The organism is Knoellia subterranea KCTC 19937 (assembly GCF_000768685.1).
Lineage (GTDB): Bacteria > Actinomycetota > Actinomycetes > Actinomycetales > Dermatophilaceae > Knoellia > Knoellia subterranea.
In genome coordinates, this window is the sequence record NZ_AVPK01000010.1 from 1 (window position 1) to 23,450 (window position 23,450).

Below are 23,450 nucleotides of genomic sequence, written 5' to 3' on the forward strand. Positions count from 1 at the left end.
ACTTGCCCTCCATGGCGGCCTCGGTGAGGACACGGGTCGTCTCCTGGAACGAGGCTGCGGACAGCCACGACTCGGTCGCGAGAGACGCCTTGGTGATACCCATGAGCTCGGGACGACCCGAGGCAGGGGTGCCACCCTCGGCGACGACGCGACGGTTCTCGTCCTCGAAACGGCCACGCTCGGCGAGCATGCCCGGCAGCAGGTCGGCGTCGCCGGCCTCGATGATCGTGATCCGGCGGAGCATCTGCCGGACGATGACCTCGATGTGCTTGTCGTGGATCGACACACCCTGCTGGCGGTACACGTGCTGCACCTCGTCGACGAGGTGCATCTGCACCTGGCGCGGGCCGAGGATGCGGAGCACCTGCTTCGGGTCGATGGAACCCTGCGTGAGCTGGGTGCCGACCTCGACGCTCTGACCGTCGGTGACGAGCAGACGCGCACGCTTGGTGACCGGGTAGGCGTGCTCCTCCGAGCCGTCGTCCGGCGTGAGCAGGATGCGACGAGCCTTGTCGGTCTCCTCGATCGTGACGCGGCCACTGGCCTCGGCGATCGGGGCGACACCCTTGGGGGTGCGCGCCTCGAAGAGCTCGACGACACGCGGCAGACCCTGCGTGATGTCGTCACCGGCCACACCACCGGTGTGGAAGGTACGCATCGTGAGCTGGGTGCCGGGCTCACCGATCGACTGGGCCGCGATGATGCCGACGGCCTCGCCGATGTCGACGAGCTTGCCGGTCGCGAGCGAACGGCCGTAGCACTTCGCACACGTTCCGACCTTGCTGTCGCAGGTGAGGACCGAGCGGACCTTGACGCTGTCGACGCCGGCGGCGAAGAGCGCACCGATGACGAGGTCACCCAGGTCGATACCGGCCTCGGCGAGGGTCTCGCCATCCTTCTCGACGTCCTCGGCGAGCGTGCGGGCGTAGACCGAGGTCTCGACGTCGTCGTGAACCGTGCGGTTGCCCGTGCGCTCGTCGGTGGCGGCGATCGGCATGGTCAGACCACGCTCGGTGCCACAGTCGTCCTCACGGATGATGACGTCCTGCGACACGTCCACGAGACGACGCGTGAGGTAACCCGAGTCGGCCGTACGGAGAGCGGTGTCGGCCAGACCCTTGCGCGAACCGTGCGTCGAGATGAAGAACTCGAGCACGGACAGACCCTCGCGGAAGTTCGCGCGGATCGGGCGCGGGATGATCTCGCCCTTCGGGTTGGACACGAGGCCTCGCATACCGGCGATCTGGCGCAGCTGCATCCAGTTACCGCGAGCACCCGAGGACACCATGCGGAAGATGGTGTTCGTCGCCGGGATGTTGGACTCCATCTCCTTGGCGACCTCGTTGGTGGCCTGGGTCCAGATCTCGATGAGCTCCTGACGGCGCTCGTCGTCGGTGATGAGACCGCGCTCGTACTGCACCTGGACCTTGGTCGCCTTGACCTCGTAGCCCTCGAGGATCTCGAGCTTGCGCGGAGGCGTGACGACGTCGGAGATGGCGACCGTGATGCCGGACCGGGTGGCCCAGTGGAAGCCGTACTCCTTGAGCGCGTCGAGCGAGGCCGCAACCTGCACCTTGCTGTAGCGCTCGGCGAGGTCGTTGACGATCGTCGAGAGACGCTTCTTGTCGACCTGGTCGTTGACGAACGGGTAGTCCACGGGCAGCGTCTCGTTGAAGAGCGCGCGACCCAGGGTCGTCTCCGGGAGCCACTCGGCGAGGAAGCCCTCGTCGTCGACCTCGACACCCTCGGGAAGCTCCGTGCCCGGCGTCGGGACGACGTGGGTGAGGCGGATCCTGACCGGCGTGCCCAGCTTGATCTCACCGGCGTCGAAGGCCATGCGGGCCTCGGCGACCGTGGAGAACACACGACCCTCACCGTCGGAACCCTCGACCTGCGAGGTCAGGTGGAACAGACCGATGATCATGTCCTGGGTCGGCATGGTGACGGGGCGACCGTCGGCCGGCTTGAGGATGTTGTTGCTCGACAGCATCAAAATGCGCGCCTCCGCTTGTGCTTCTGCGGAAAGCGGCACGTGGACAGCCATCTGGTCACCGTCGAAGTCCGCGTTGAAGGCGGTGCAGACGAGCGGGTGGATCTGGATGGCCTTGCCCTCGACGAGCTGCGGCTCGAAGGCCTGGATGCCGAGGCGGTGGAGCGTGGGTGCGCGGTTGAGCAGCACCGGGTGCTCCGTGATGACCTCTTCGAGGACGTCCCACACGACCGAGCGGTGACGCTCGACCATGCGCTTGGCCGACTTGATGTTCTGCGCGTGGTCGAGGTCGACGAGGCGCTTCATCACGAACGGCTTGAACAGCTCGAGCGCCATCTGCTTGGGCAGACCGCACTGGTGGAGCTTGAGCTGCGGGCCGACGACGATGACCGAACGGCCGGAGTAGTCGACGCGCTTGCCGAGGAGGTTCTGACGGAAGCGACCCTGCTTGCCCTTGAGCATGTCGGAGAGCGACTTCAGCGGACGGTTGCCGGGACCCGTGACCGGGCGACCACGACGGCCGTTGTCGAAGAGGCTGTCGACCGCCTCCTGCAGCATCCGCTTCTCGTTGTTGACGATGATCTCGGGGGCGCCGAGGTCAAGCAGTCGCTTGAGGCGGTTGTTGCGGTTGATGACGCGACGGTAGAGGTCGTTGAGGTCCGAGGTCGCGAACCGGCCACCGTCGAGCTGCACCATCGGGCGCAGGTCCGGCGGGATGACCGGGACGGCGTCGAGAACCATGCCGGACGGCTTGTTCGACGTCGTGAGGAACGCGGAGACGACCTTGAGGCGCTTGAGCGAGCGGGTCTTCTTCTGACCCTTGCCCGTGGCGATGATCTCGCGGAGGAGCTCGGCCTCGGCCTCGAGGTCGAAGGACTCCAGACGCTTCTGGATCGCGGCCGCACCCATGCCACCCTCGAAGTACAGACCGAAGCGGTCACGCATCTCGCGGTAGAGGATCTCGTCGCCCTCGAGGTCCTGGACCTTGAGGTTCTTGAACCGGTCCCACACCTGCGCCAGGCGCTCGACCTGAGCGTCGGCGCGCTTGCGGATCTGGTTCATCTCGCGCTCGGCGGAGTCGCGGACCTTGCGCTTCGCGTCGGACTTGGCACCCTCGGCCTCGAGGGCGGCGATGTCCTCCTCGAGCTTCTTGGCGCGGGTCTCGACGTCGGCGTCGCGACGGTTCTCGATCTCCTTCTTCTCGACCTCGATCTGGGCCTCGAGCGAGGGCAGGTCGGCGTGACGCTGCTCCTCGTCGACGCTCGTGATCATGTAGGCGGCGAAGTAGATGACCTTCTCGAGGTCCTTCGGCGCGAGGTCGAGCAGGTACCCGAGGCGCGACGGGACGCCCTTGAAGTACCAGATGTGGGTGACGGGGGCGGCGAGCTCGATGTGGCCCATCCGCTCACGACGCACGGCGGCGCGGGTCACCTCGACGCCGCAGCGCTCACAGATGATGCCCTTGAAGCGGACGCGCTTGTACTTGCCGCAGGCGCACTCCCAGTCCCGGGTCGGGCCGAAGATCTTCTCGCAGAAGAGTCCGTCCTTCTCGGGCTTGAGGGTGCGGTAGTTGATGGTCTCGGGCTTCTTCACCTCGCCGTGGCTCCACTCGCGGATGGAGTCGGCGGTGGCGAGGCCAATGCGCAGTTCGTCGAAGAAGTTGACGTCGAGCACGTGGTTCCTTCTCTCGTGTCTCTTGTTAAGCCAAAAAGTGCTGAATGTGGGTCAGAAAAACCTGGCGTATGCCGTCCGCGCGCCTTGGGTGCGCATCCGCGCCTCTGGCGCGGTCCGCGGAAGGTGCGCGGAGGGCATACGGATCAGACCTCTTCGACCGAACTGGGCTCGCGGCGCGACAGGTCGATGCCGAGCTCCTCCGCCGCACGGAAGACGTCTTCCTCGGCGTCGTGCATCTCGATCGCCTGACCATCGCTGGACAGGACCTCGACGTTGAGGCACAGGCTCTGCATCTCCTTGATGAGCACCTTGAAGGACTCGGGGATGCCGGGCTCGGGGATGTTGTCGCCCTTGACGATGGCCTCGTAGACCTTCACGCGGCCGTTGACGTCGTCCGACTTGATGGTGAGCAGCTCCTGCAGCGCGTAGGCCGCGCCGTAGGCCTCCAGCGCCCACACCTCCATCTCACCGAAGCGCTGGCCACCGAACTGGGCCTTACCGCCGAGCGGCTGCTGGGTGATCATCGAGTACGGGCCCGTGCTGCGCGCGTGGATCTTGTCGTCCACGAGGTGGTGCAGCTTGAGGATGTACATGTAGCCCACCGAGACCGGTTCCGGGTACGGCTCGCCGGAGCGGCCGTCGAAGAGCTGGGTCTTGCCGGAGCCATCGATGAGGCGGACGCCGTCACGGGTCTCGCGGGTGCTGTCGAGCAGACCCACGATCTCGTTCTCGCGCACACCGTCGAACACGGGCGAGGCCACGCGGGTGCCGGGCTCGGCCGACCGGGCGTCGTCCGGGATGAGCTCGGCCCAATCCGGGTTGCCGGCGATCTCCCAGCCGCGGCTCGCGGCCCAACCCAGGTGCAGCTCGAGGATCTGGCCGATGTTCATACGACCGGGGACACCGAGCGGGTTGAGCACCACGTCGACGGGCGTGCCGTCCTCGAGGAACGGCATGTCCTCGACCGGGAGGATCTTGGAGATGACGCCCTTGTTGCCGTGACGACCGGCGAGCTTGTCGCCGTCGGTGATCTTGCGCTTGTTGGCGACGTGGACGCGCACCAGCTGGTTGACGCCCGGGGGCAGCTCGTCGCCGGCGTCCTTGTCGAACACCTTGACGCCGATGACCGTGCCGGTCTCGCCGTGGGGCACCTTGAGCGAGGTGTCGCGCACCTCGCGCGCCTTCTCACCGAAGATCGCGCGGAGCAGGCGCTCCTCCGGGGTCAGCTCGGTCTCACCCTTGGGCGTGACCTTGCCGACGAGGAGGTCGCCGTCGCGGACCTCGGCACCGATGCGGATGATCCCGCGCTCGTCGAGGTCGGCGAGGACCTCTTCGGAGACGTTCGGGATGTCGCGGGTGATCTCCTCCGGGCCGAGCTTGGTGTCGCGGGCGTCGACCTCGTGCTCCTCGATGTGGATCGAGGAGAGGACGTCGTCCTGCACCAGACGCTGGCTGAGGATGATTGCGTCCTCGTAGTTGTGGCCCTCCCACGGCATGAACGCCACGAGGAGGTTGCGGCCGAGCGCCATCTCGCCACCGTCGGTCGCGGGACCGTCGGCGATGAGCGCACCCTGCTCGACGCGGTCACCCTCGGACACCACAACGCGCTGGTTGTAGCTGTTGCCCTGGTTGGAGCGGGTGAACTTGTCGATGCGGTAGGTGCGCGAGGTGCCGTCGTCGGCGGCGACCGTGACGAGGTCAGCAGACACCTCGGTCACGACACCGGCCTTCTCGGCCACGACGACGTCACCGGAGTCGACCGCGGCGCGGAACTCCATACCGGTGCCGACGAGCGGGGCCTCGGCCTTGACGAGCGGGACGGCCTGGCGCTGCATGTTGGAACCCATGAGCGCACGGTTGGCGTCGTCGTGCTCGAGGAAGGGGATGAGCGCGGTCGCGGCCGAGACCATCTGGCGCGCGGAGACGTCGATGTAGTCGACCTCCTCGGCCGGGATGTACTCGACCTCGCCACCCTTGACGCGCACGAGGACGCGCTCTCCGGCGAAACGCTCACCCGACGCGTCGAGCGCGGCGTTCGCCTGGGCGATGACGTGCTCGTCCTCCTCATCGGCCGAGAGGTAGTGCACCTCGTCGGTGATGCGACCCTTGACGACCTTGCGGTACGGGGTCTCGATGAAGCCGAACGCATTGATGCGGCCGTAGGACGCGAGCGAGCCGATCAGACCGATGTTGGGACCTTCAGGGGTCTCGATCGGGCACATGCGGCCGTAGTGCGACGGGTGGACGTCACGGACCTCCATGCCGGCGCGGTCACGGGACAGACCACCCGGGCCGAGCGCGGACAGGCGACGCTTGTGCGTCAGACCCGACAGCGGGTTGTTCTGGTCCATGAACTGCGACAGCTGCGAGGTGCCGAAGAACTCCTTGATCGACGCCACCACGGGGCGGATGTTGATCAGGGTCTGCGGGGTGATCGCCTCGACGTCCTGAGTCGTCATGCGCTCGCGCACGACGCGCTCCATCCGGGACAGACCCGTGCGGACCTGGTTCTGGATGAGCTCGCCGACGTTGCGCAGACGACGGTTGCCGAAGTGGTCGATGTCGTCGGTCTCGACGCGGATCGCGACGTCCTCGCCCTTGCGACGGCCCGGGAGGGTCTCGTCACCGTTGTGCAGGGCGACGATGTACTTGATCGTCGCGACGATGTCGTCGATGTTGAGGGTCGACTGCGTGAGCTCGCCCTCGATGCCGAGCTTCTTGTTGATCTTGTAGCGACCAACCTTGGCCAGGTCGTAGCGCTTGCCGTTGAAGTAGAGGTTGTCGAGCAGGTTCTGCGCGGCCTCACGCGTCGGCGGTTCGCCCGGACGGAGCTTGCGGTAGATGTCGAGCAGCGCGTCGTCCTGGCCCTCGGTGTTGTCCTTGTCGAGGGTGAGCTCGATGGACTCGTAGCCGGCGAACTCCTCGCGGATCTGGGCCTCGGTCATGCCGAGCGCCTTGAGGAGGACGGTGACGGACTGCTTGCGCTTGCGGTCGACGCGGACGCCGACCATGTCGCGCTTGTCGATCTCGAACTCGAGCCAGGCGCCGCGGCTCGGGATGATCTTGGCGGTGTAGATGTCCTTGTCGGACGTCTTGTCAGGCGTGCGCTCGAAGTAGACGCCCGGGCTGCGGACGAGCTGCGAGACGACGACGCGCTCGGTGCCGTTGATGATGAAGGTGCCGCGCTCGGTCATGAGCGGGAAGTCGCCCATGAAGACCGTCTGGCTCTTGATCTCACCGGTGGTGTTGTTCATGAACTCCGCGGTGACGAACAGGGGCGCGGAGTAGGTCTGGTCGCGCTCCTTGCAGTCCTCGATGGAGTACTTGACCTCTTCGAATCGGTGGTCGCGGAACGAGAGCGACATGGAGCCGCTGAAGTCCTCGATCGGGGAGATCTCCTCGAAGATGTCCTCGAGGCCCGAACGCTCGGGGACGTCGTCGCGGCCGGCTTCGAGGGCCTGGGCGACGCGCTCCTGCCAGCGCTCGTTGCCGAGGAGCCAGTCGAAGCTCTCGGTCTGCAGGGCGAGGAGGTCAGGGACCTCCATGGGCTCACGGATCTTGCCGAACGAGAGACGGCCCGAAGCCGTCAATGCGGTGGTCACGGTCTTGGACGCGGTGCGCGAGGCAGCCAAGGATGGTCCTTCCACTGGCCATGTGTCTTTACGGTGGTCGCACGGCCCACGGCACCCGGATCCGAAGCCGTCGAAACACTGTGTTCGTGCAGTAGCCGGGACACGACTGGGGCACGACGGAGGTCGCTCGACGGGAGCGGGGAGAGGTCATGGGCAGGGCAAAGCAACAGTCTAGGCAAAAAGGGCGCAACTGTCCAACCCTGTCCAATCCGCACACGTGGTGGGACTCAGGTCCGGTCATCCGTCGCATGCGACAAGCACGCGGTGTGACCCGGAAAGGATGACTGCCCTGACGCCGAACGTCAAGCAGCCCACCGACTTCTTGCCCGTTTGGGCAGCGAGGAGGGCGCCGGATCCACGACCTGCAACCCCCTCACCGACTCATTGCCCTGTTGGGACATGCGAGCGCCAGCGAGCCTGTCCCAACAGGGCAATGAGTCGAAAGACGGAAACGGGCGGGACGGATCCGAAGATCCATCCCGCCCGTTCGCGGAGTCGAGTCAGCCTCTAGGAGGCTTCGCTCACTTGACCTCGACGGTCGCGCCAGCGGCCTCGAGCTGCTCCTTGGCCTTGTCGGCCGCAGCCTTGTCGACCTTCTCGAGGACGGGCTTCGGAGCACCGTCAACGAGGTCCTTGGCCTCCTTGAGACCGAGGGAGGTCAGGGCGCGGACCTCCTTGATGACGGCGATCTTCTTGTCACCGGCGGCGGCGAGGATGACGTCGAACTCGTCCTGCTCGTCGCCAGCGGCAGCGGCGTCGCCGCCACCGGCCGGGGCGCCGGCAGCCGCAACCGCGACGGGCGCGGCGGCGGTGACGCCGAAGGTGTCCTCGAACTGCTTGACGAACTCGGAGAGCTCGATGAGGGTCATCTCCTTGAAGGCCTCAAGGAGCTCGTCGGTGCTGAGCTTTGCCATGATGGCTGCCTTTCTACTTCGTGTATGCCGTGAGTGGCGGTGTGGTGGTTCCTGGACTCAGCCGTGAGGCTGGGTCTCAGGCGTCGTCGCCACCCGTGGCGACGTCTTCGGTGGCCTCGGCCGGAGCGGCCTCGGCGGGGGTCTCCTCAGCGGCCTCGGCGGGAGCCGCGGCGACAGCCGGACCCTCGACCTCGACCTTGGCGCGCAGCGCGTCGACGACCCGAGCGGTCTGCGACAGCGGAGCGGCGAAGAGGTAGACGGCCTTGCTGAGCGAGGCGTTCATGGCGCCGGCCAGCTTGGCAAGGAGAACCTCGCGGGACTCGAGGTCCGCGAGCTTCGTGATCTCGGCGGCGCTGAGGGCCTTGCCCTCGAGCACGCCACCCTTGATCACGAGGAGGGGGTTTGCCTTGGCGAAGTCACGCAGACCCTTGGCAGCCTCGACCGGGTCACCCTCAACGAAGGCGATGGCCGACGGCCCCACGAGCTGGCCGTCGAAGGCCGTGACTCCGGCCTCCTTGGCGGCGAGCTCGGTCAGCGTGTTCTTGACCACGGCGTAGGTCGCGTTGCCACGAAGGGCGCCACGAAGCTCGGTGATCTGTGCCACCGAGAGCCCGCGGTACTCCGTGAGAACAGCGGCATTGGAGCTGCGGAACTTCTCCGCGAGCTCGGCGATCGCCGCGGACTTGTCTGCACGAGACATTCGGGCCTCCTTCCGTCGGTACGACCTCCGGCGAAGAGTCCCGAGAAACAGATCGAGCCCCGGCGCAGGGCGCGGGGCTCACAGTGACGACACACGGCATACGCCGTCTGTCGCGCTGAATCTCGTCCTGCGCTGGTTGCCCGCTCTCGCGAAACCTTCGGACTGGTGCGGGTGCACCGGCCAACCGGCGGTCTTTGGTCGTCGACAACCTTACGGGGCGGACGGCATACGACCAAATCCGCCCCGTGATCGTCTTCGTGCCCCGCTCGGACAACTCGGTGGAGCTCGCCGTCTGTGCGGGGCATGAAGACGATGCGTCAGCTCGCGGAGGGGTAGCTCATCGGGCCGACCTGGTCGGCCGGCGGCTCGGTGATGTTGACCTTCTTGCCCCAGTCGCCGTAGGTCACCTTGATCGACTGGCCACCGACGGCGGTGGAGATGGTCACGGGCCGGTCGTCCTTCGACAGGACGTAGGTCATCGTCAGCTGCTGCGCCGGCGCACTGGCCGACGGGCTGGGCGCCGCGGACGAACCGAGGGCCTTTGCGGAGTCGACGGTGAACTCGTAGGTCGAGTTGTCACCGTCCTTGCTCTTGAGCGTGGCCTGGGTTCCCTTGAGGTTGGCGGCCATCTTCGTCGGGTCGCTGATGCCGCCCTCGGCGATGCCCTTGAACATCTGGCTCACGGGGTCGTCGGCGTTCGGGTCGATCTTGACCCACGGCTTGCTCTGACCCGGCAGACCCTTGAGGTAGACGAAGTCGCCGACGGCGATGATCTCCATCTCCGACCCCTCGACGGGGACCTTCGTGTGCTGCTGGAGCTTGCCGTCGACGTACGTGAAGTCGCCTGTGGCTTTCTGGTCGCCGGTCTGCATCGACATCGTCCCGCTGCCGGCCTTCTGCATCGCAGCGACCATGCGCCCGGCGAGGTCACCGGCGTCGACCGTGTCGCCCTGGGACTGGCTCGAACCCGTGCCCGTGTCGTTCGCGGAGTCGTCGCCCGAGCCGCAGGCGCCGAGCGCGAGCAGGCCGGAGAGAGCAAGGGTGGCACCAGCGGTGCGGTGCATGGTGAGTCTCATGGAGGTCCTCCCGTTGGGTTCTTCGAGCGTAACGACGCGGGCCGGGACGCCACGAATCGACGTGTGTCCGAGGCGGCTCAGTAGGCCTTGAGCGTCGAGATGAGCCACCGGTCGCCGACGCGCTGCATCGTCGCGATGACGCGGTTCTGGTCGATGGACGGTTCCTTCTGGGCATCGCTCGTGCGGGCCTGGTTGACGAACGCCTGCACCGTCACGGTGTCGTCGGTCTGCGACATGACACCGACCTCGTAGGCGCGGGCCTTGACGACCGTCTTGTCCTTCTGTGCCATGGGCACGATCGTCTTGGTCATCGTCTGGCCGAACTCGCTCTTGAACGTGCCGGTGAGGAGCGCCTGGTTCGCCGGGATCTGCTGCGTCATCGTCGAGTGGTTGTAGCTGAGGATCTGCTCGAGCGTCGAGCGAGCCGTTGCCGCAGCCGCGCTCGCGTCCCGGCTGCGCGCCTCGGGATCCGCACGGGTGACGAGGAGAACGGCGGCGAGCAGCGCCAGCGCGATGGCGAACGCAACAGCCGGAAGGACCGGGAACCGACGCGTGACGGCACCGGCGGAGGAGTCCTCGTCATCGACGACCTCGGGTGACTCGTCCTCGTCGGAGGTCTCCGGTGAGATGTCCTCGGCGGCGAGGGTCTCCCCTGCCGAGTCGTCGCTCGAGTCCTCATGCGAGGCCTCGACCGAGTCGTCGACCAAGTCCTCGGTCACGAGCTCCTCGGACGTGTCCGCGTCCGAGGTCGGGTTTGCGACGACCTCGTCGGGACGCTGCGGTCGCCGACGCTGCCCGGCCACGCGGGGGCGACGGTTAGCCGACGAACTCAAGGCGCTCCACCTTCCACTGCTCGCCCACCCGGCGCAGGCCGAGCTTGGTGCGATAGGTCTTCTTCTCGCCCTGCGGCACGACCGTGTTGCTCGTCGGCGCGATGATGCCGACGATGACGGTCGCGGAGTCACGGTCGCCGCTGACGAGTGCGGCTTCGGAACGCTCGACCGTGCTCACCGACTTGTTGTCGACGATGACCTTCTTGAGGTCGTCGAGCTGCGACGTGTAGCTCGCGAGGAACTCCCCCGTTGCGCCCGACTTGACCCGCGCGGTGTCCTGGTCGACCTTGCGGTAGTCGATCGTCGCGAAGTTGACGGCGAGCTGACGTCCGGCTGCGAGGGCTTCCTGCTGGGCGCTCTCCGTCTGGCGTGCGTCCCACCAGTCGCGGCCGCGCGTCGCGGCGAGCGCCACCGTCGCCACGAGGGTGAGGGCGGTGAGGGCCCACAGGACGCGGGCCGGGGTGAACCGGCTCATCGCGCGGCCTCCTGCATGATCCATGACCACGAGTCTGCCCCTGCTGCTCCGCCGGTCGGCGCGAGGGGTGCCGACAGCTGGGGGGATCCCGAGCCGAACGCGTCGTTGCCCAGGGGCAGCAGCTGACCGCCCATCGCGAGGGGGTGCGACGAGGCGACGCCGCTGCGCGGCCTGGGGGCGTTCTGGGCACCGCGGACGTTCGACGCGGAGCCACGCGGCAACGTGCAGCCGGCCTTCGTGTTGAGCGGCGGCAGGTTCTGCGTCTGGTTCGGGTCGATCTTCTTCGTCCCCTCGTAGCCCTTCGTGCAGGCGGTGGGCTGCAGTGCCGTCTGCAGGCCGAAGTGTGCCGTGCCATCCCCGGGCACCACGGTGTAGCCGCCGATGACGGCCTCCGGGTAGGTGACGAACATCTGCTCGACACCGTCGATGCGCGAGGTCGTCACCTGGCCGATGGTGATGAGGTTGGCGATGAGGACGCCGAGGTCGGCCTCGTTGTCCTTGACGAGCGTCTCGAGTTCCTTCGATGCCACGACTCCGCGGTCGAGGATGAGTCGCAGGTCGGCGTCGGACTTCTGCAGGGTCTCCGACAGGGCGGCGAAGTCGGCAGCGAAGTTCTTGATCTCCGGCGCCGTCTCGCGCTGCGTGTCGAGGACAGTCTTGCTCTGCTGGAGGAGGCGCACCGTCTCCGGCAGGGCGTCGATGGCGGCCTGGGTCAGGAGGTTTCCGTTGTCGATGAGTCGCCCGAGATCAGGGCCAGCGCCCTCGAAGCCGGTGCCGAGCTCGTCGATCACGGTGCGCAGGTCGTCATGGTCGACCGACTTCACGGTCTTGTCGACGTCGAGCAGAAGCTGGTCGACGCGAATCGGGTATGCCGTGTCCTTGCGCGGGATGACGTCTCCCGTCTCGAGGTTCGCACCTCCGAACGATCGTGGCTGGAGATCGAGGTACTGCTCGCCGACGGCCGAGCGGTTCTCGACGACGGCGAGGGTGTCCTTGGGGACCTCCGCGCCGCGGTCGAGCTGGGCCTCGACGAGGACGCCGTCCTTCTCGAGTTCCAGACCGGTGACGCGCCCGACCTTGACCCCGCGGTAGGTCACCTCGGAGCCGACGAAGATGCCACCGGACTGGGCGAAGCTCGCCGAGAACTTCGCACCGCCGCCGAGGAGTCGCTGGGTGAGGCCGATGTAGTTCGCCGACAGGATGGAGACACCCACGATGGTGATGAGGAGGAAGGCCGCGAGCTGGGCCTTGGTGAAGGTGCGGATCATGCGGCACCGCCTCCGTAGAGCGTCGTCCACGACTCGTCCTCGCCTGATCCGTCGAGGCAGATCGGCGGGCAGAGCGGGTTGCCGGAGGTGCTGGTCGGCTTCGGGGTGTTGCCCGTGGGCAGCGGAATCGGGAGCGACGGCGTCGGCACCGGCACCTTCGGGAGGGTCGGGAGGGTCGGCAGGGTCACCTTGGGCAGCGGCGTCCCGGGAAGTCCGTTCTCCAGGAGCTTGAGCTCGCGCAGGTCGAGGTCGGCCGTGATGCCGAGGTTCACGTAGTCGCCCTTGATCGCCTCGAGCACCTTGTCCGGGAACGGGTAGGTGAGGAGGAGCTCGAGCGACTGCGGCAATGCATCCCCGGCCTTGTTGAGCTGGGTGAGCACGGGAGCGAGCGCCTTGAGGTTGGCGAGCGTGTCCTCCTTCGAGCCCTTGATGACCTTGGTGCCGACATCGCCGAGGCGGCTCAGTGCCTGCAGCATCTGGGTGAGCTGGATGCGCTGATCCGCGAGGATCTTCAGGCCCTTCGGCATCTCCTCGAGGGTCTTGCCGATGAGGTCCTTCTGCTCCGCCAGACGGGCCGACAGTTTGTCGACCATGTCGATGGCGCGCACGATCTCGGCCTTCTGGTCCTCGAGGCCGCCGATGAAGGTGTTGAGCTCGCCGATGAGGTGCTTGATCTCGTCGGTGTTGCCGCGCAGCGCATTGTTGAGCTCGCGCTCGATGACGCCGAGCTGGCCGATGCCACCGCCGTTGAGGAGGAGGGACATCGCCGACAGGACTTCCTCGACCTCCGGATTGCGGTTGGTCCGTTCGATCGGGATGAGGTCACCGTTGGACAGCGTGCCGGTGCCCTTGCCGTCGGCAGGCCCGGCCAGCGAGATGTACTTCTCGCCGAGCAGGGACGTCTGCTTGAGCTCGGCGGTCGCGTTGTCGGGCAACTTGCTCGACTCCGGAATCGTCAGCGTCACGCGCGCAGTCCAGCCGTTGAGCTCGATCTTCTCGACCTGGCCCACGGCCACCTCGTTGATCTTCACGGCCGACTTGGGCACGAGGTCGAGGACGTCGGCGAAGTCGACCTTGACGGTCATCGACGGGCCGTCGCCCTTGGCGCCTCCGGGGAGGGGCAGGTCGAACGCGCCCTGGCACGAGCTGAGAAGGAGCGCCGTGACGACGGCGAGGACGATCGCGCGAGGTGCGCGGACGGCATACGTCATGGCTTCTCCTTCGGGAGCAGGCCACCCAGGGTGGCGTCGGCGCCACGGATGGTGACGTCGACGGTCTCCTTCGCGGGCGCCTTCGGCGCGACGGCGGCGGCGACCTGCGGGACGGTGAAGGCTGACGGGAGGGCCGACAGGCCGGGCAGGTTGAGCAGTCCACCGATGATGGGGATGCCGCCCTTGGGGATGAGCCCCTGGAGGAGCGTGCAGAGGTTCGGGTTGGAGTTGCCCGTCCCCGTCGGCCCGGTGAGCAGCGAGCAGAGGAGAAGCGCCGGGTCGTCGAGGCCCTGGATGTTGGTGCGTGTGTCGAGGGTGCCCGAGGACGGGTTGTAGGCGAGCTGGAGGTTCGACAGTGCGACCGGAGCGTTGTCGAGCGTCTGGGCCAGTGCGTCGCGCTTCGCGGCCACCGCCGTCGTCAGCCCGGTGAGTTGCTCGACGTCCTTGGTGAGCACCGTCCGGTTGTCCTTGACAAAGCTCGAGATCTCGTTGAGCGCGACGGCGAGGTTCTTCAAGGCGTTCTGGAGGTCGTCGCGTTCCCCGTCGAGCTGGTCCGAGACCTTGGAGAGGTCGGTGTTGAGACGGCGCACCTGCTCGTCGTTCGTGGCGAGCATGCCGGTGAAGGTCTCGAGGTTCTTCACCGTCGAGAAGAGGTCGCCTCGCCCCTCGGCGAACGTCTGAACCGCCTGTGAGAGACCGCGATTCATGTCGTGAAGGTTCTGGCCGTTGCCCTTGAGGTTGCGGGCACTCGTGTCGAGGACCCGGGTGAGGGCGCCCTCCTTATTGGCGCCCTCGGGGCCGAGGGCCACCATGAGGTCGTCAAGGGTCTGCGAGATGCGGTCGAGCTCGACCGGGACAGCGGTGCGCTCGCGCGGGATCTTCGCACCGTCGTGCATCACCGGTCCGGACGTGTAGGCCGGGAGCAGCTGCACGTAGCGGTCGCTGACGAGCGAGGGCGCGACGACGGCCGCCTTGGCCTCCGCCGGGATCTTGACGTCCTCGTCGACCTCGAAGGTGACGCGGACGATCTCGCCGCGCGGCTCGACCGCCGTCACCTTGCCGACGTGCACGCCGAGAACACGCACATCGGAACCCGGGAAGAGACCGACCGCGCGCGCGAAGTCGCCGGTGACCGTCACCTTGTCGCCGCGGGGCCACCAGACGAAAGCGGCCGCGACGAGACCGACGACGACGAGGGCCGCGACGACCTTGCCCAGGATGGGCTTCGTACCGTGCTTCATCGACCCACCGTCCCGATGGGAACCGTGAGGTTCTGGATGTAGGTGTCGAACCAGGGGCCGGTGCCCAGCGCGCTGGCGAAGACCCGGGTGAACGGCACCATGGCGTCGATCGTCTTCGTGAGGTCCGCCTCGTGCTTGCGCAGCGTCTCGAGGACACCGTTGAGCTCGGTGAGGGCCGGCCCGAGCGAGGCCCGGTTGTCGCGGACGAGACCAGTGATCTGGACCGCCATCGCGCTCGTGTTGGTGAAGAGGGTGTGGATCGCGTCGCGCCGCTCGTAGAGCTCGGCGAGGAGGAGATCACCGTCGGTGATGATCTTCTCGATGACCTTGTTCTGGTCGGCGAGGGTGCCGGACACCGAGTTGCTCGCCTTGAGCAGCGCCTGAAGCTCCGTGTCCCGGCTGGCGATGGTGCGCGAGAGCCGCGTCAGACCGTCCAGGGCGAGACGGACGTTCTCAGGGGTGTCCGAGAACTCACTCGCCAGGGTGTCGAGTGATGCTGCGAGCTGCTTGGTGTCGATGCGCTCCGTGGTCTCGGTGAGGTCCGAGAAGGCGTCGATGATGTCGTAGCTCGACACGGTGCGAGACAACGGGATCGTCGAACCCTCGGGCAGCTGGCCACGGCCCTTGGGCTCGAGCGAGACGAACTTCTGGCCGAGAAGGGTCTTCATCCGGATCGAGGCACCGGACTCGGGACCGAACGAGACGTCCTCCGTGATGCGCAGGTCGACATCGACCCGGTTGCCGGCGAGGCGAACGTCGGTCACCTTGCCGACCCGGACGCCGGCGATGCGGACCTCGTCGCCCGAGCGCAGCCCGCCGGCCTCGCTGAACGAGGCGGTATAGGACTCGCCGCCTCCGATGAGTGGCAGCTTCGACGCGTTGAAGGCCGCGAGAAGCACGAGGCCGATCGCGACGAGGCCCGCGATGCCGATGGGCAACGGGTTGCGGGCGCGGAATGGCGTGCTCATCGGCACCTCGCTGAAGCAACGTTGTAGCCGAGACCACCCGGTGTCGGCCCGGTCGGCAGAAGCAGGTTCTTCACGTCGAACCGGCACAGGTAGAAGTTGAACCAGGAGCCGTAGGTCGTCGTGCGGGTGATGGTGTTGATCTTGTTCGGAGCACCGGTGATGAACTTCTCGTAGAGCTGCGTGTTGGCGGGCTCGTTGAGGTTCTTGCTGAGGGCGCCCAGCTGGGCGATGTCGGTCTTGAGGTCCGGGCGGCCGGCAGCGAGGAGTTGCGCGGTCTCGTCGGCGAGCGAGTTGATGTTGGTCAGCGACTCACCGATCGCCTTGCGGTCGGCGGCGAGGCCGGACACGAAGCGCTGCAGCTGGATGAGGAGTTCACCCAGTGCCGTGTCGTGCTGCTCGACGGTCGTGAGGACGGTCGTGAGGTTGGTGATGACGCGGCCGATGACCTTGTCACGGTCGGCGAGCGTCGACGTGAGCGAGGCGGTCTGACCGAGCAGGGTGTTGATGTTGCCGCCCTCGCCCTGGAGGACCGAGATGATCTGGGCCGAGAGCTCGTTGACGTCCTTGGGCGACAGTGCCGCGAAGAGCGGCTTGAAACCGTTGAACAGAACGGTCAGGTCCAGGGCGGGGTGCGTGCGCTCGAGCGGGATCGTGTCGCCGTCCTTGAGCGGGGTGGCCTCCCCCGGCCCCTGGGTGAGGGCGATGTAGCGCTCGCCCACGAGGTTGCGGTACTTGATCGTCGCGACCGTGCCCCGCGTGAGGGTGCTCGACGACAGGACGTCGAAGGTCACGTCGGCGTGTGTGCGGTCCTTCGAGACGGCGATGTCCTTGACCGTCCCCACGCGGACACCGGCGATCCGGACCTCGTGGCCCTTGGCCAGTCCGGTGACGTCGGTGAACACCGCCTTGAAGGCATTCCGGTCGCCGGGCTGGATGTTGGCGATCGTCGCGGCCAGCGTTCCCGTGGCGAGGATCGTCACGAGTGCGAACACGAGGAACTTGATCAGGCTGGGCGTGGTCTTCACTGGTTGACCACCGTCCCACGCATCATCGGACCGGCGAGAAGCGTTGCGAGAGAGGCGTCCTCGCCTTCCTTGACCCCCACAAGGGCGCCGACCAGCTGTTGCTCCTCGGCGGTGCCCGCAAGACCGGAGTCGACCGACGGAATCTGCGCACCCTCGTCCGAGAGGAACATCTGGGGCAGCCCCGAGAACGTCGCATACGTCGGGGCACCATCGGTGCCATCGTCGAACTTCGACCCCTTGCGCGGCTTCGCCTGACTTCCCGGCGGGTTGTCCGGGAGGCCCTTGCACTCCGGCGCCCGCTTGTCCCCCCAGGTCGGCTCCTCACCGGGGTGGTAGGCCTCGCGCTGCGGCGGCAGTTCGAGCGTGATGTGGAAGACGCCGTCACGGACGACGTCGCGCACGCGGGGCAGCCAGTTGACGAGACCCTGGGTGAAGCACGGATAGATCGGTGAGTGCTTGGCCAGCACCTGCAGCGTCGGCCGCTGGACGCGCCCCACCTGGATGATCCGGTTCTGGTTCGTCTCGAGGAAGCCGGCGGTCGTGTTGGCAAAGCCGGCGGTGCCAGCGAGGAAGCCGGAGAGCTCCTTCTGCTTCTCGACGATCGTCGCGTTGGTGGTGAGCAACGCCTTCGCCGCGCGAAGCAGGTCAGGTGCCGCGACGGCATACGTGCTGGCCAGGTCGGCAAGACCCGAGATGTCCGCCTGGATCGTCGGCATATGGGGGTTGAGCGCGGTGAAGTACTTGTCGACGAGGACGAGGTTCTGGCCGAGCTTCGTGCCGCGACCGTCGAGCGCCGTCGCGAGCGCGTTGAGCGTCGCCGAGAGCTTCGCCGGGTCGATCGAACGGAGCAGCGGCAACAGGTCGTCGAAGACCTCCTGGAGCTCGATCGCCACCGTCGTCCGGTCCTGCGGGATGACGTCACCAGCCCGGATGGCTCGGCCCGGCTGTCCCTCCGGCGGCACGAGGTCGACGTAGCGCTCACCGAAGAGGGTCTTGGGCAGGAGGCGGGCGCTCACCTTGGCCGGGATGAGGCTGACCATCTCGGGCTTGAGAGCGAGGTGCAGGGTCGCGCCGTTGAGGTCGGAGTCAATGCTGCGGACCTCACCGACGATGAGGCCGCGGATCTTGACGTCGGACGCCTCCTGGAGCTGGCTGCCGATGCGGTCGGTCTTGAGGGTCACCTCGACGACGTCGGTGAAGACCTTCTTGAACGACGCGATGGACAACGACAGGAGCAGGGCGACGATGACGATGAACGCCACACCATAGGTGCGGTGTCCCCATCGTCCGAGGGTCGTGGATCCGGCCATGGCTATCCCGCGATCCTCACCGTGGCGGTCGCGCCCCAGACCGCGAGCGAGAAGAAGAAGTCCACGAGGTTGACCGCGACGATCGAGGTCCGCACCGCCTTGCCGACAGCGACGCCCACACCGGCGGGACCGCCGCTCGCGGTGTAGCCGTAGTAGCAGTGGATCAGGATGATGATCACCGCGAAGACGAGCACCTTGAGGAACGAATAGAGAATGTCCATCGGCGGTAAGAACAGATGGAAGTAGTGGTCGTAGGTGCCCTTGGACTGCCCGAAGTAGTCAGTGACGATGAACCTCGTCGCGGCATACGACGAGAGCAGACCGATCACGTAGAGCGGGATGACCGCGACGAAGCCGGCGATCATGCGCGTCGTCACGAGGAAGGGCAGCGACGGGATGCCCATCACCTCGAGGGCATCAACCTCCTCCGAGATGCGCATGGCTCCGAGCTGCGCGGTGAAGCCACACCCGACCGTCGCCGCGAGCGCGAGCCCGGCGACGAGCGGAGCGATCTCGCGCGTGTTGAGGTAGGCCGCGAGGAAGCCGGCGAACGCGCCCGTGCCGAGCTGGTTGAGCGAGGAGTAGCCCTGGAGGCCGACCTGGCTTCCGGTGAAGAAGGCCATGAAGGTCAGCACACCGACGGTGCCACCGATGACGCTCAGGGCGCCGCTGCCGAGGGAGACCTCGGCAAGGAGCCGCATGATCTCCTTCTTGTAGCGCCGGAGGGTGCGCGGGCTCCACGCCAGCGAGCGCACGTAGAAGTACATCTGGTCGCTCAGGCTGTCGAGCAGTTTGCCCGGTCGGCCCGCGAGTTCCTTGACGGTGCTCATGTGTCGTCTCCCCTCAGACCTTCTGCGGGACGACTTGGAAGTAGATCGCCGAGACGACGAAGTTGATGACGAAGAGCAGCATGAAGGTGATGACGACCGCCTGGTTCACGGCATCACCGACCCCCTTGGGGCCACCGCCAGCCGTCAGTCCCTTGTAGGACGCCACGATCGCCGCGACCATGCCGAAGAGGACGGCCTTGATCTCCGAGGTCCACAGGTCGGCGAGTTGGGCCAGCGCCGTGAACGACGCGAGATAGGCACCCGGGGTCCCACCCTGGATGACGACGTTGAAGAAGTAGCCGCCCGCGACACCGACGACGGACACGAGGCCGTTGAGGAGGAGCGAGACGAGCATCGCGGCGAGGACACGCGGCACGACGAGGCGCTGGATCGGGCTGATGCCGAGCACCTCCATCGCGTCGATCTCCTCGCGGATCTTGCGCGACCCGAGGTCGGCGCAGATCGCCGAGCCACCGGCACCGGCGATGAGCAGCGCCGTGACGATCGGTGAGGCCTCACGCACCACCGCGAGGACCGACGCCGCACCGGTGAACGACTGGGCCCCGAGTTGCCGCGTCAGGGTGCCGAGCTGGAGGGCGATGACCGCGCCGAAGGGGATCGACACGAGCGCCGTGGGCACGATCGTCACCGAGGCGATGAACCAGCACTGCTGGATGAACTCCTTGGTCTGGAACGGCCGCTTCGGCAGCGCACGCAGGACGTCGAGGGCAAGGGCGAAGAGCGCCCCCGCCTGTTTGATCGGCGAGGTCAACAGATTCATGAGAGCGCGGCCCGCCCTGCCTCGACGTTCTGGGGGACACCCGGCACACCCGCGTTGCCCGACAGGAAGCTGCCGGGCGGCGGCACGATGCCGTTGGCGCGGCACCACTCCCCGGCCGGCTTCTCGGCCCGTCGCGGCGTCCCGTCGCTCGTGCCCAGCTGGAGCGGGATCGGCGGCAGGGGCGGGAGCTCCTTGCCGGACTCGGCCGCGAGCTCATCGGCGTCCTTCTCCTCCGACATGCCGATCGGGCCGACCGTCTGGGCGTTGAGGAACTGGCGCACGACCGGCTCCTCGGAGCTGAGCAGCATCTCGCGCGGCCCGAACATCGCGAGGTGCTTGTGATAGAGCAACCCGATGTTGTCGGGCACTGTGCGGGTCGAGTTGATGTCGTGCGTGACGATGAGGAAGGTCGCGTCGATCTGCGCGTTGAGGTCGATGAAGAGCTGGTTGATGTAGGACGTGCGCACCGGGTCCAGACCCGAGTCGGGCTCGTCGATGAGGAGGATCTCGGGGTCGAGCACGAGCGCGCGAGCCAGGCCGGCGCGCTTGCGCATTCCGCCGGAGATCTCGCCCGGCAGCTTGTCCTCGGCGCCGCTCAGACCGACGAGGTCCATCTTCTCGAGGACGATGTTGCGGATGTCGGACTCGGACTTGCGGGTGTGCTCGCGCAGCGGGAACGCCACGTTGTCATAGAGGTTCATCGACCCGAAGAGCGCGCCGTCCTGGAAGAGGACGCCGAAGAGTTTGCGGACCTCGTAGAGGTCACCCTCCTTGAGGGTGACAAGGTCCTGGCCCTCGATGATGATCTGCCCCTCGTCGGGCTTGAGCAGGCCCACGAGGGTCTTGAGGAAGACCGACTTGCCGGTGCCCGACGGGCCGAGCATGACCGAGATCTCGCCTGCGGGGAGGGTGAGGGTGACGTCGTTCCAGATCTTCTGGGAACCGAAGGACTTGGTCAGTCCGCGCACCTCGATCGAGACACCCATGCAGCACTCACTCTCCAGCCCGTTGCATGGCCGGGGGGTGCCGTCTCGCGTGACATCCCGAGGCGGCAGTGCAACAGGGCTTCGGCGAAGTTACCCCGGGGTTACTTCGGTTTCAAGTCCTCGAAGACAAAGAGCAGCCCACGTCACACTGCCCGAACATCGCACAAGAGCCCCACCCGAACGGGTGAGGCTCTTGTGGTTCACGCAGGTGACGGAACGGTCACCCACGTGGCTCACATCATGTCGGAGAAGGTCGCCACCTTGTCCGCCGGCGGAGCCGCCACGTCGACGTCCTCGCCCCAGCCGGAGTAGGTGATCGTCATGGTCGCCTCGGGGCTGCCGGTGATCTTGACGACCGTGGGCAGGTTGTCGGCCCCGATGGTCTGGCGGACGACCATCGGCGCGGGCGCGGTGGACGGCGTGGGCAGGCTGCCCGTGTCCATGCCCATGTCCTTGAGCTTCTCGGCGGCCAGCTTCTGCTGCTGCTCCGCCGTCACCGTCATCTCGTAGGTCGTCGTCCCATCCTTGACCTCCACGACCTTGGCCTTGAGGCCCTCGAGGTCGGCCAGCGCAGCGGTGGGGTCTGCCGACTCCGCCATCTGGGAGAGGGCGGGACCCATCATCTTGCTCATCGGGTCGTCGCCCTTGGGGTCGATCTTGATGAACGTCTTGCCGGCGGGCAGGTCGTCCATGCCGCCCATGTACATGACGCCGTCGACGAAGAGGATCGTCGCGGCCTCACCGTCGACCGTCGTCTCCATGCGCATCGCGGTCTTGTCGCCGTCGACCCGCATCTGACCGGACAGCTTGCCCGCGGCGCTGTCGCCGGTGAACCGGTAGGACTTCTTCTCCTTCATCGCGGTCGCGATGTCGCCGTAGAAGGCCGACAGGTCGACCTCGTCGCCGACCTTGCCCTGGGCTGCGCCGTCGGACTTCGCGGTGCTGCCGGTCGTGGACTTCGTGTCCGTCGTGCCGGCGTCGTTCGAGCCACACGCACCGAGGACGGCGGTGAGCGAGAGCGCGAGAGCAGCGGTGAGTGAACGGTTGAGCTTCATGAGTCCCCCTGTGGATCCGAATCGAGCCGCCGAGCGCGGCCCCACAATGCTACCGGTCACACAACGCAGCGGCCCGACGCTCCGTGGAACGTCGGGCCGCTGTGAGCGAGGGTGGACTCAGGCGTCGGCCTGGGCCTCATCGTCGGCAAGCAGGTTGCGGGTCTTGGTGAAGTCCAGCGGGATGCCAGGACCCATCGTCGTCGACATGGTCGCCTTGCTGATGTAGCGGCCCTTCGACGCCGACGGCTTCAGACGCAGGACCTCCTCCAGCGCGGCGGCGTAGTTCTCGACGAGCTGCTTCTCGTCGAAGGACGCCTTGCCGATGATGAAGTGGAGGTTCGCGTGCTTGTCGGCACGGAACTCGATCTTGCCGCCCTTGATGTCGGAGACGGCCTTGGCCGTGTCCATCGTGACGGTGCCGGTCTTCGGGTTCGGCATGAGACCACGCGGACCGAGGACCTTGCCGAGACGACCGACCTTGCCCATGAGGTCAGGGGTGGCGACGATCGCGTCGAAGTCGAGCCAGCCGCCGGCAACCTTCTCGAGGAGGTCGTCGGAACCGACGAAGTCGGCGCCGGCCTCGCGGGCGGCGTCAGCCTTGTCGCCGTTGGCGAAGACGAGGACGCGAGCGGTCTTGCCCGTGCCGTGCGGGAGGTTGACCGTGCCGCGGACCATCTGGTCGGCCTTGCGCGGGTCGATGCCGAGACGCATGGCGACCTCGACGGTCTCGTCGTACTTGGCCTTCGCGCCCGACTTCGCGAGACGCACGGCCTCGAGCGGGGTGTAGACCTTGTCGGCGCCGATCTTCTCGGCGGACGCGCGGTAGTTCTTGCTGCGCTTCATTTCTGCTCCTGGTGATTCAGGGATGGAGTTGTGGTCCGGACCAGCGCTGGCCCTCCCACTCGCCTCTCTCAGGTGAGAAAAGCGATTCCGGTATGCCGTCCGCCCGCCTGGGGCGGACGGCATACCGAACGTTTGTGGTTCCGACTCGGGCTCACGCCAGGTCGGTCGTGATGCCCATCTGACGCGCGGTGCCGGCGATGATCTTCATCGCGGCGTCGACGTCGTTGGCGTTGAGGTCGGGCATCTTGGTCTCGGCGATCTCGCGGACCTGGTCGACCGTGAGGTTCGCGACCTTGGTCTTGTGCGGCTCGCCGGAGCCCTTCTGGACACCCGCGGCCTTCTTGATCAGCTCGGACGCCGGGGGCGTCTTCGTGATGAAGGTGAAGGAACGGTCTTCGAAGACGGTGATGACGACGGGGATGATGTTGCCCCGCTGGTGCTCGGTCGCAGCGTTGTACGCCTTGACGAACTCCATGATGTTGACACCGTGCTGACCGAGGGCCGGACCGACGGGGGGAGCCGGGGTGGCCGCACCGGCCTGGATCTGCAGGTTGATGTAACCTGCGACCTTCTTCTTGGGAGGCATGCTCTGTGTTTCCTAACTGGGTGGTGGGCCGACGCCGTGGGCGATGACCCGG

19 protein-coding genes are annotated in these 23,450 nt (G+C 66.8%); all 19 read right to left on the bottom strand.

What is annotated here, in order from left to right:
- On the bottom strand, positions 1-3,664 hold a 3,664-nt coding region (locus N803_RS14540), incomplete at its 3' end, for a DNA-directed RNA polymerase subunit beta' (protein ID WP_035906654.1).
- Positions 3,665-3,807: 143 nt separating this feature from the next.
- Entirely contained in the window at positions 3,808-7,296 is a 3,489-nt protein-coding gene (gene rpoB / locus N803_RS14545; RefSeq protein WP_035906656.1) for a DNA-directed RNA polymerase subunit beta, read from the bottom strand.
- A 521-nt stretch (positions 7,297-7,817) separates the two neighbouring features.
- Positions 7,818-8,210 (bottom strand): 50S ribosomal protein L7/L12, encoded by a 393-nt coding sequence (gene rplL, locus N803_RS14550; RefSeq protein WP_035906657.1) that lies wholly within the window; start codon positions 8,208-8,210, stop codon positions 7,818-7,820.
- Positions 8,211-8,286: 76 nt separating this feature from the next.
- On the bottom strand, positions 8,287-8,910 hold the full coding sequence (rplJ, locus tag N803_RS14555; RefSeq protein WP_035906658.1) for a 50S ribosomal protein L10: 624 nt from the start codon (positions 8,908-8,910) through the stop codon (positions 8,287-8,289).
- A gap of 317 nt (positions 8,911-9,227) precedes the next feature.
- A complete protein-coding gene (locus N803_RS14560; RefSeq protein ID WP_156969802.1) occupies positions 9,228-9,986 on the bottom strand; it encodes a hypothetical protein in 759 nt (252 codons plus the stop codon).
- 77 nt (positions 9,987-10,063) lie between these two features.
- Positions 10,064-10,819 (bottom strand): hypothetical protein, encoded by a 756-nt coding sequence (locus tag N803_RS18410; RefSeq protein ID WP_156969803.1) that lies wholly within the window; start codon positions 10,817-10,819, stop codon positions 10,064-10,066.
- Entirely contained in the window at positions 10,803-11,318 is a 516-nt protein-coding gene (locus N803_RS14570) for a hypothetical protein (RefSeq protein WP_245617299.1), read from the bottom strand. Before N803_RS14570 ends, N803_RS18410 begins: the two co-directional genes overlap by 17 nt.
- The gene (locus N803_RS14575) at positions 11,291-12,562 is read right to left on the bottom strand and encodes an MCE family protein (protein ID WP_035906665.1); all 1,272 of its coding nucleotides are present in this window, start codon (positions 12,560-12,562) and stop codon (positions 11,291-11,293) included. Before N803_RS14575 ends, N803_RS14570 begins: the two co-directional genes overlap by 28 nt.
- The gene (locus tag N803_RS14580) at positions 12,559-13,773 is read right to left on the bottom strand and encodes an MCE family protein (RefSeq protein WP_052112333.1); all 1,215 of its coding nucleotides are present in this window, start codon (positions 13,771-13,773) and stop codon (positions 12,559-12,561) included. The genes N803_RS14575 and N803_RS14580 overlap by 4 nt, the downstream gene beginning before the upstream one ends.
- Entirely contained in the window at positions 13,770-15,014 is a 1,245-nt protein-coding gene (locus N803_RS14585; RefSeq protein WP_035906667.1) for an MCE family protein, read from the bottom strand. Before N803_RS14585 ends, N803_RS14580 begins: the two co-directional genes overlap by 4 nt.
- Complete coding sequence (locus N803_RS14590) at positions 15,011-15,982, bottom strand: MCE family protein (RefSeq protein ID WP_035906814.1); 972 nt, start codon at positions 15,980-15,982, stop codon at positions 15,011-15,013. Before N803_RS14590 ends, N803_RS14585 begins: the two co-directional genes overlap by 4 nt.
- The gene (locus N803_RS14595) at positions 15,979-17,007 is read right to left on the bottom strand and encodes an MCE family protein (protein WP_035906668.1); all 1,029 of its coding nucleotides are present in this window, start codon (positions 17,005-17,007) and stop codon (positions 15,979-15,981) included. The genes N803_RS14590 and N803_RS14595 overlap by 4 nt, the downstream gene beginning before the upstream one ends.
- The gene (locus N803_RS14600; protein ID WP_052112334.1) at positions 17,004-18,317 is read right to left on the bottom strand and encodes an MCE family protein; all 1,314 of its coding nucleotides are present in this window, start codon (positions 18,315-18,317) and stop codon (positions 17,004-17,006) included. Before N803_RS14600 ends, N803_RS14595 begins: the two co-directional genes overlap by 4 nt.
- Positions 18,318-18,319: 2 nt before the next feature.
- Complete coding sequence (locus N803_RS14605; RefSeq protein ID WP_035906670.1) at positions 18,320-19,147, bottom strand: MlaE family ABC transporter permease; 828 nt, start codon at positions 19,145-19,147, stop codon at positions 18,320-18,322.
- A gap of 13 nt (positions 19,148-19,160) precedes the next feature.
- Complete coding sequence (locus tag N803_RS14610; RefSeq protein WP_245617301.1) at positions 19,161-19,919, bottom strand: MlaE family ABC transporter permease; 759 nt, start codon at positions 19,917-19,919, stop codon at positions 19,161-19,163.
- Positions 19,920-19,924: 5 nt separating this feature from the next.
- Positions 19,925-20,914, bottom strand: a complete 990-nt coding sequence (locus N803_RS14615; RefSeq protein ID WP_052112335.1) for an ABC transporter ATP-binding protein — start codon at positions 20,912-20,914, stop codon at positions 19,925-19,927.
- A gap of 233 nt (positions 20,915-21,147) precedes the next feature.
- Positions 21,148-21,969, bottom strand: coding sequence for a hypothetical protein (locus tag N803_RS14620; RefSeq protein WP_035906675.1), 822 nt, complete (start codon positions 21,967-21,969; stop codon positions 21,148-21,150).
- Between the two features lie 117 nt (positions 21,970-22,086).
- Positions 22,087-22,812 (bottom strand): 50S ribosomal protein L1, encoded by a 726-nt coding sequence (gene rplA, locus N803_RS14625; RefSeq protein WP_035906681.1) that lies wholly within the window; start codon positions 22,810-22,812, stop codon positions 22,087-22,089.
- 151 nt (positions 22,813-22,963) lie between these two features.
- Positions 22,964-23,398: a 50S ribosomal protein L11 gene (gene rplK, locus N803_RS14630; RefSeq protein WP_035906684.1), complete on the bottom strand. Its 435-nt coding sequence runs from the start codon at positions 23,396-23,398 to the stop codon at positions 22,964-22,966.
- Positions 23,399-23,450 lie beyond the last annotated feature (52 nt).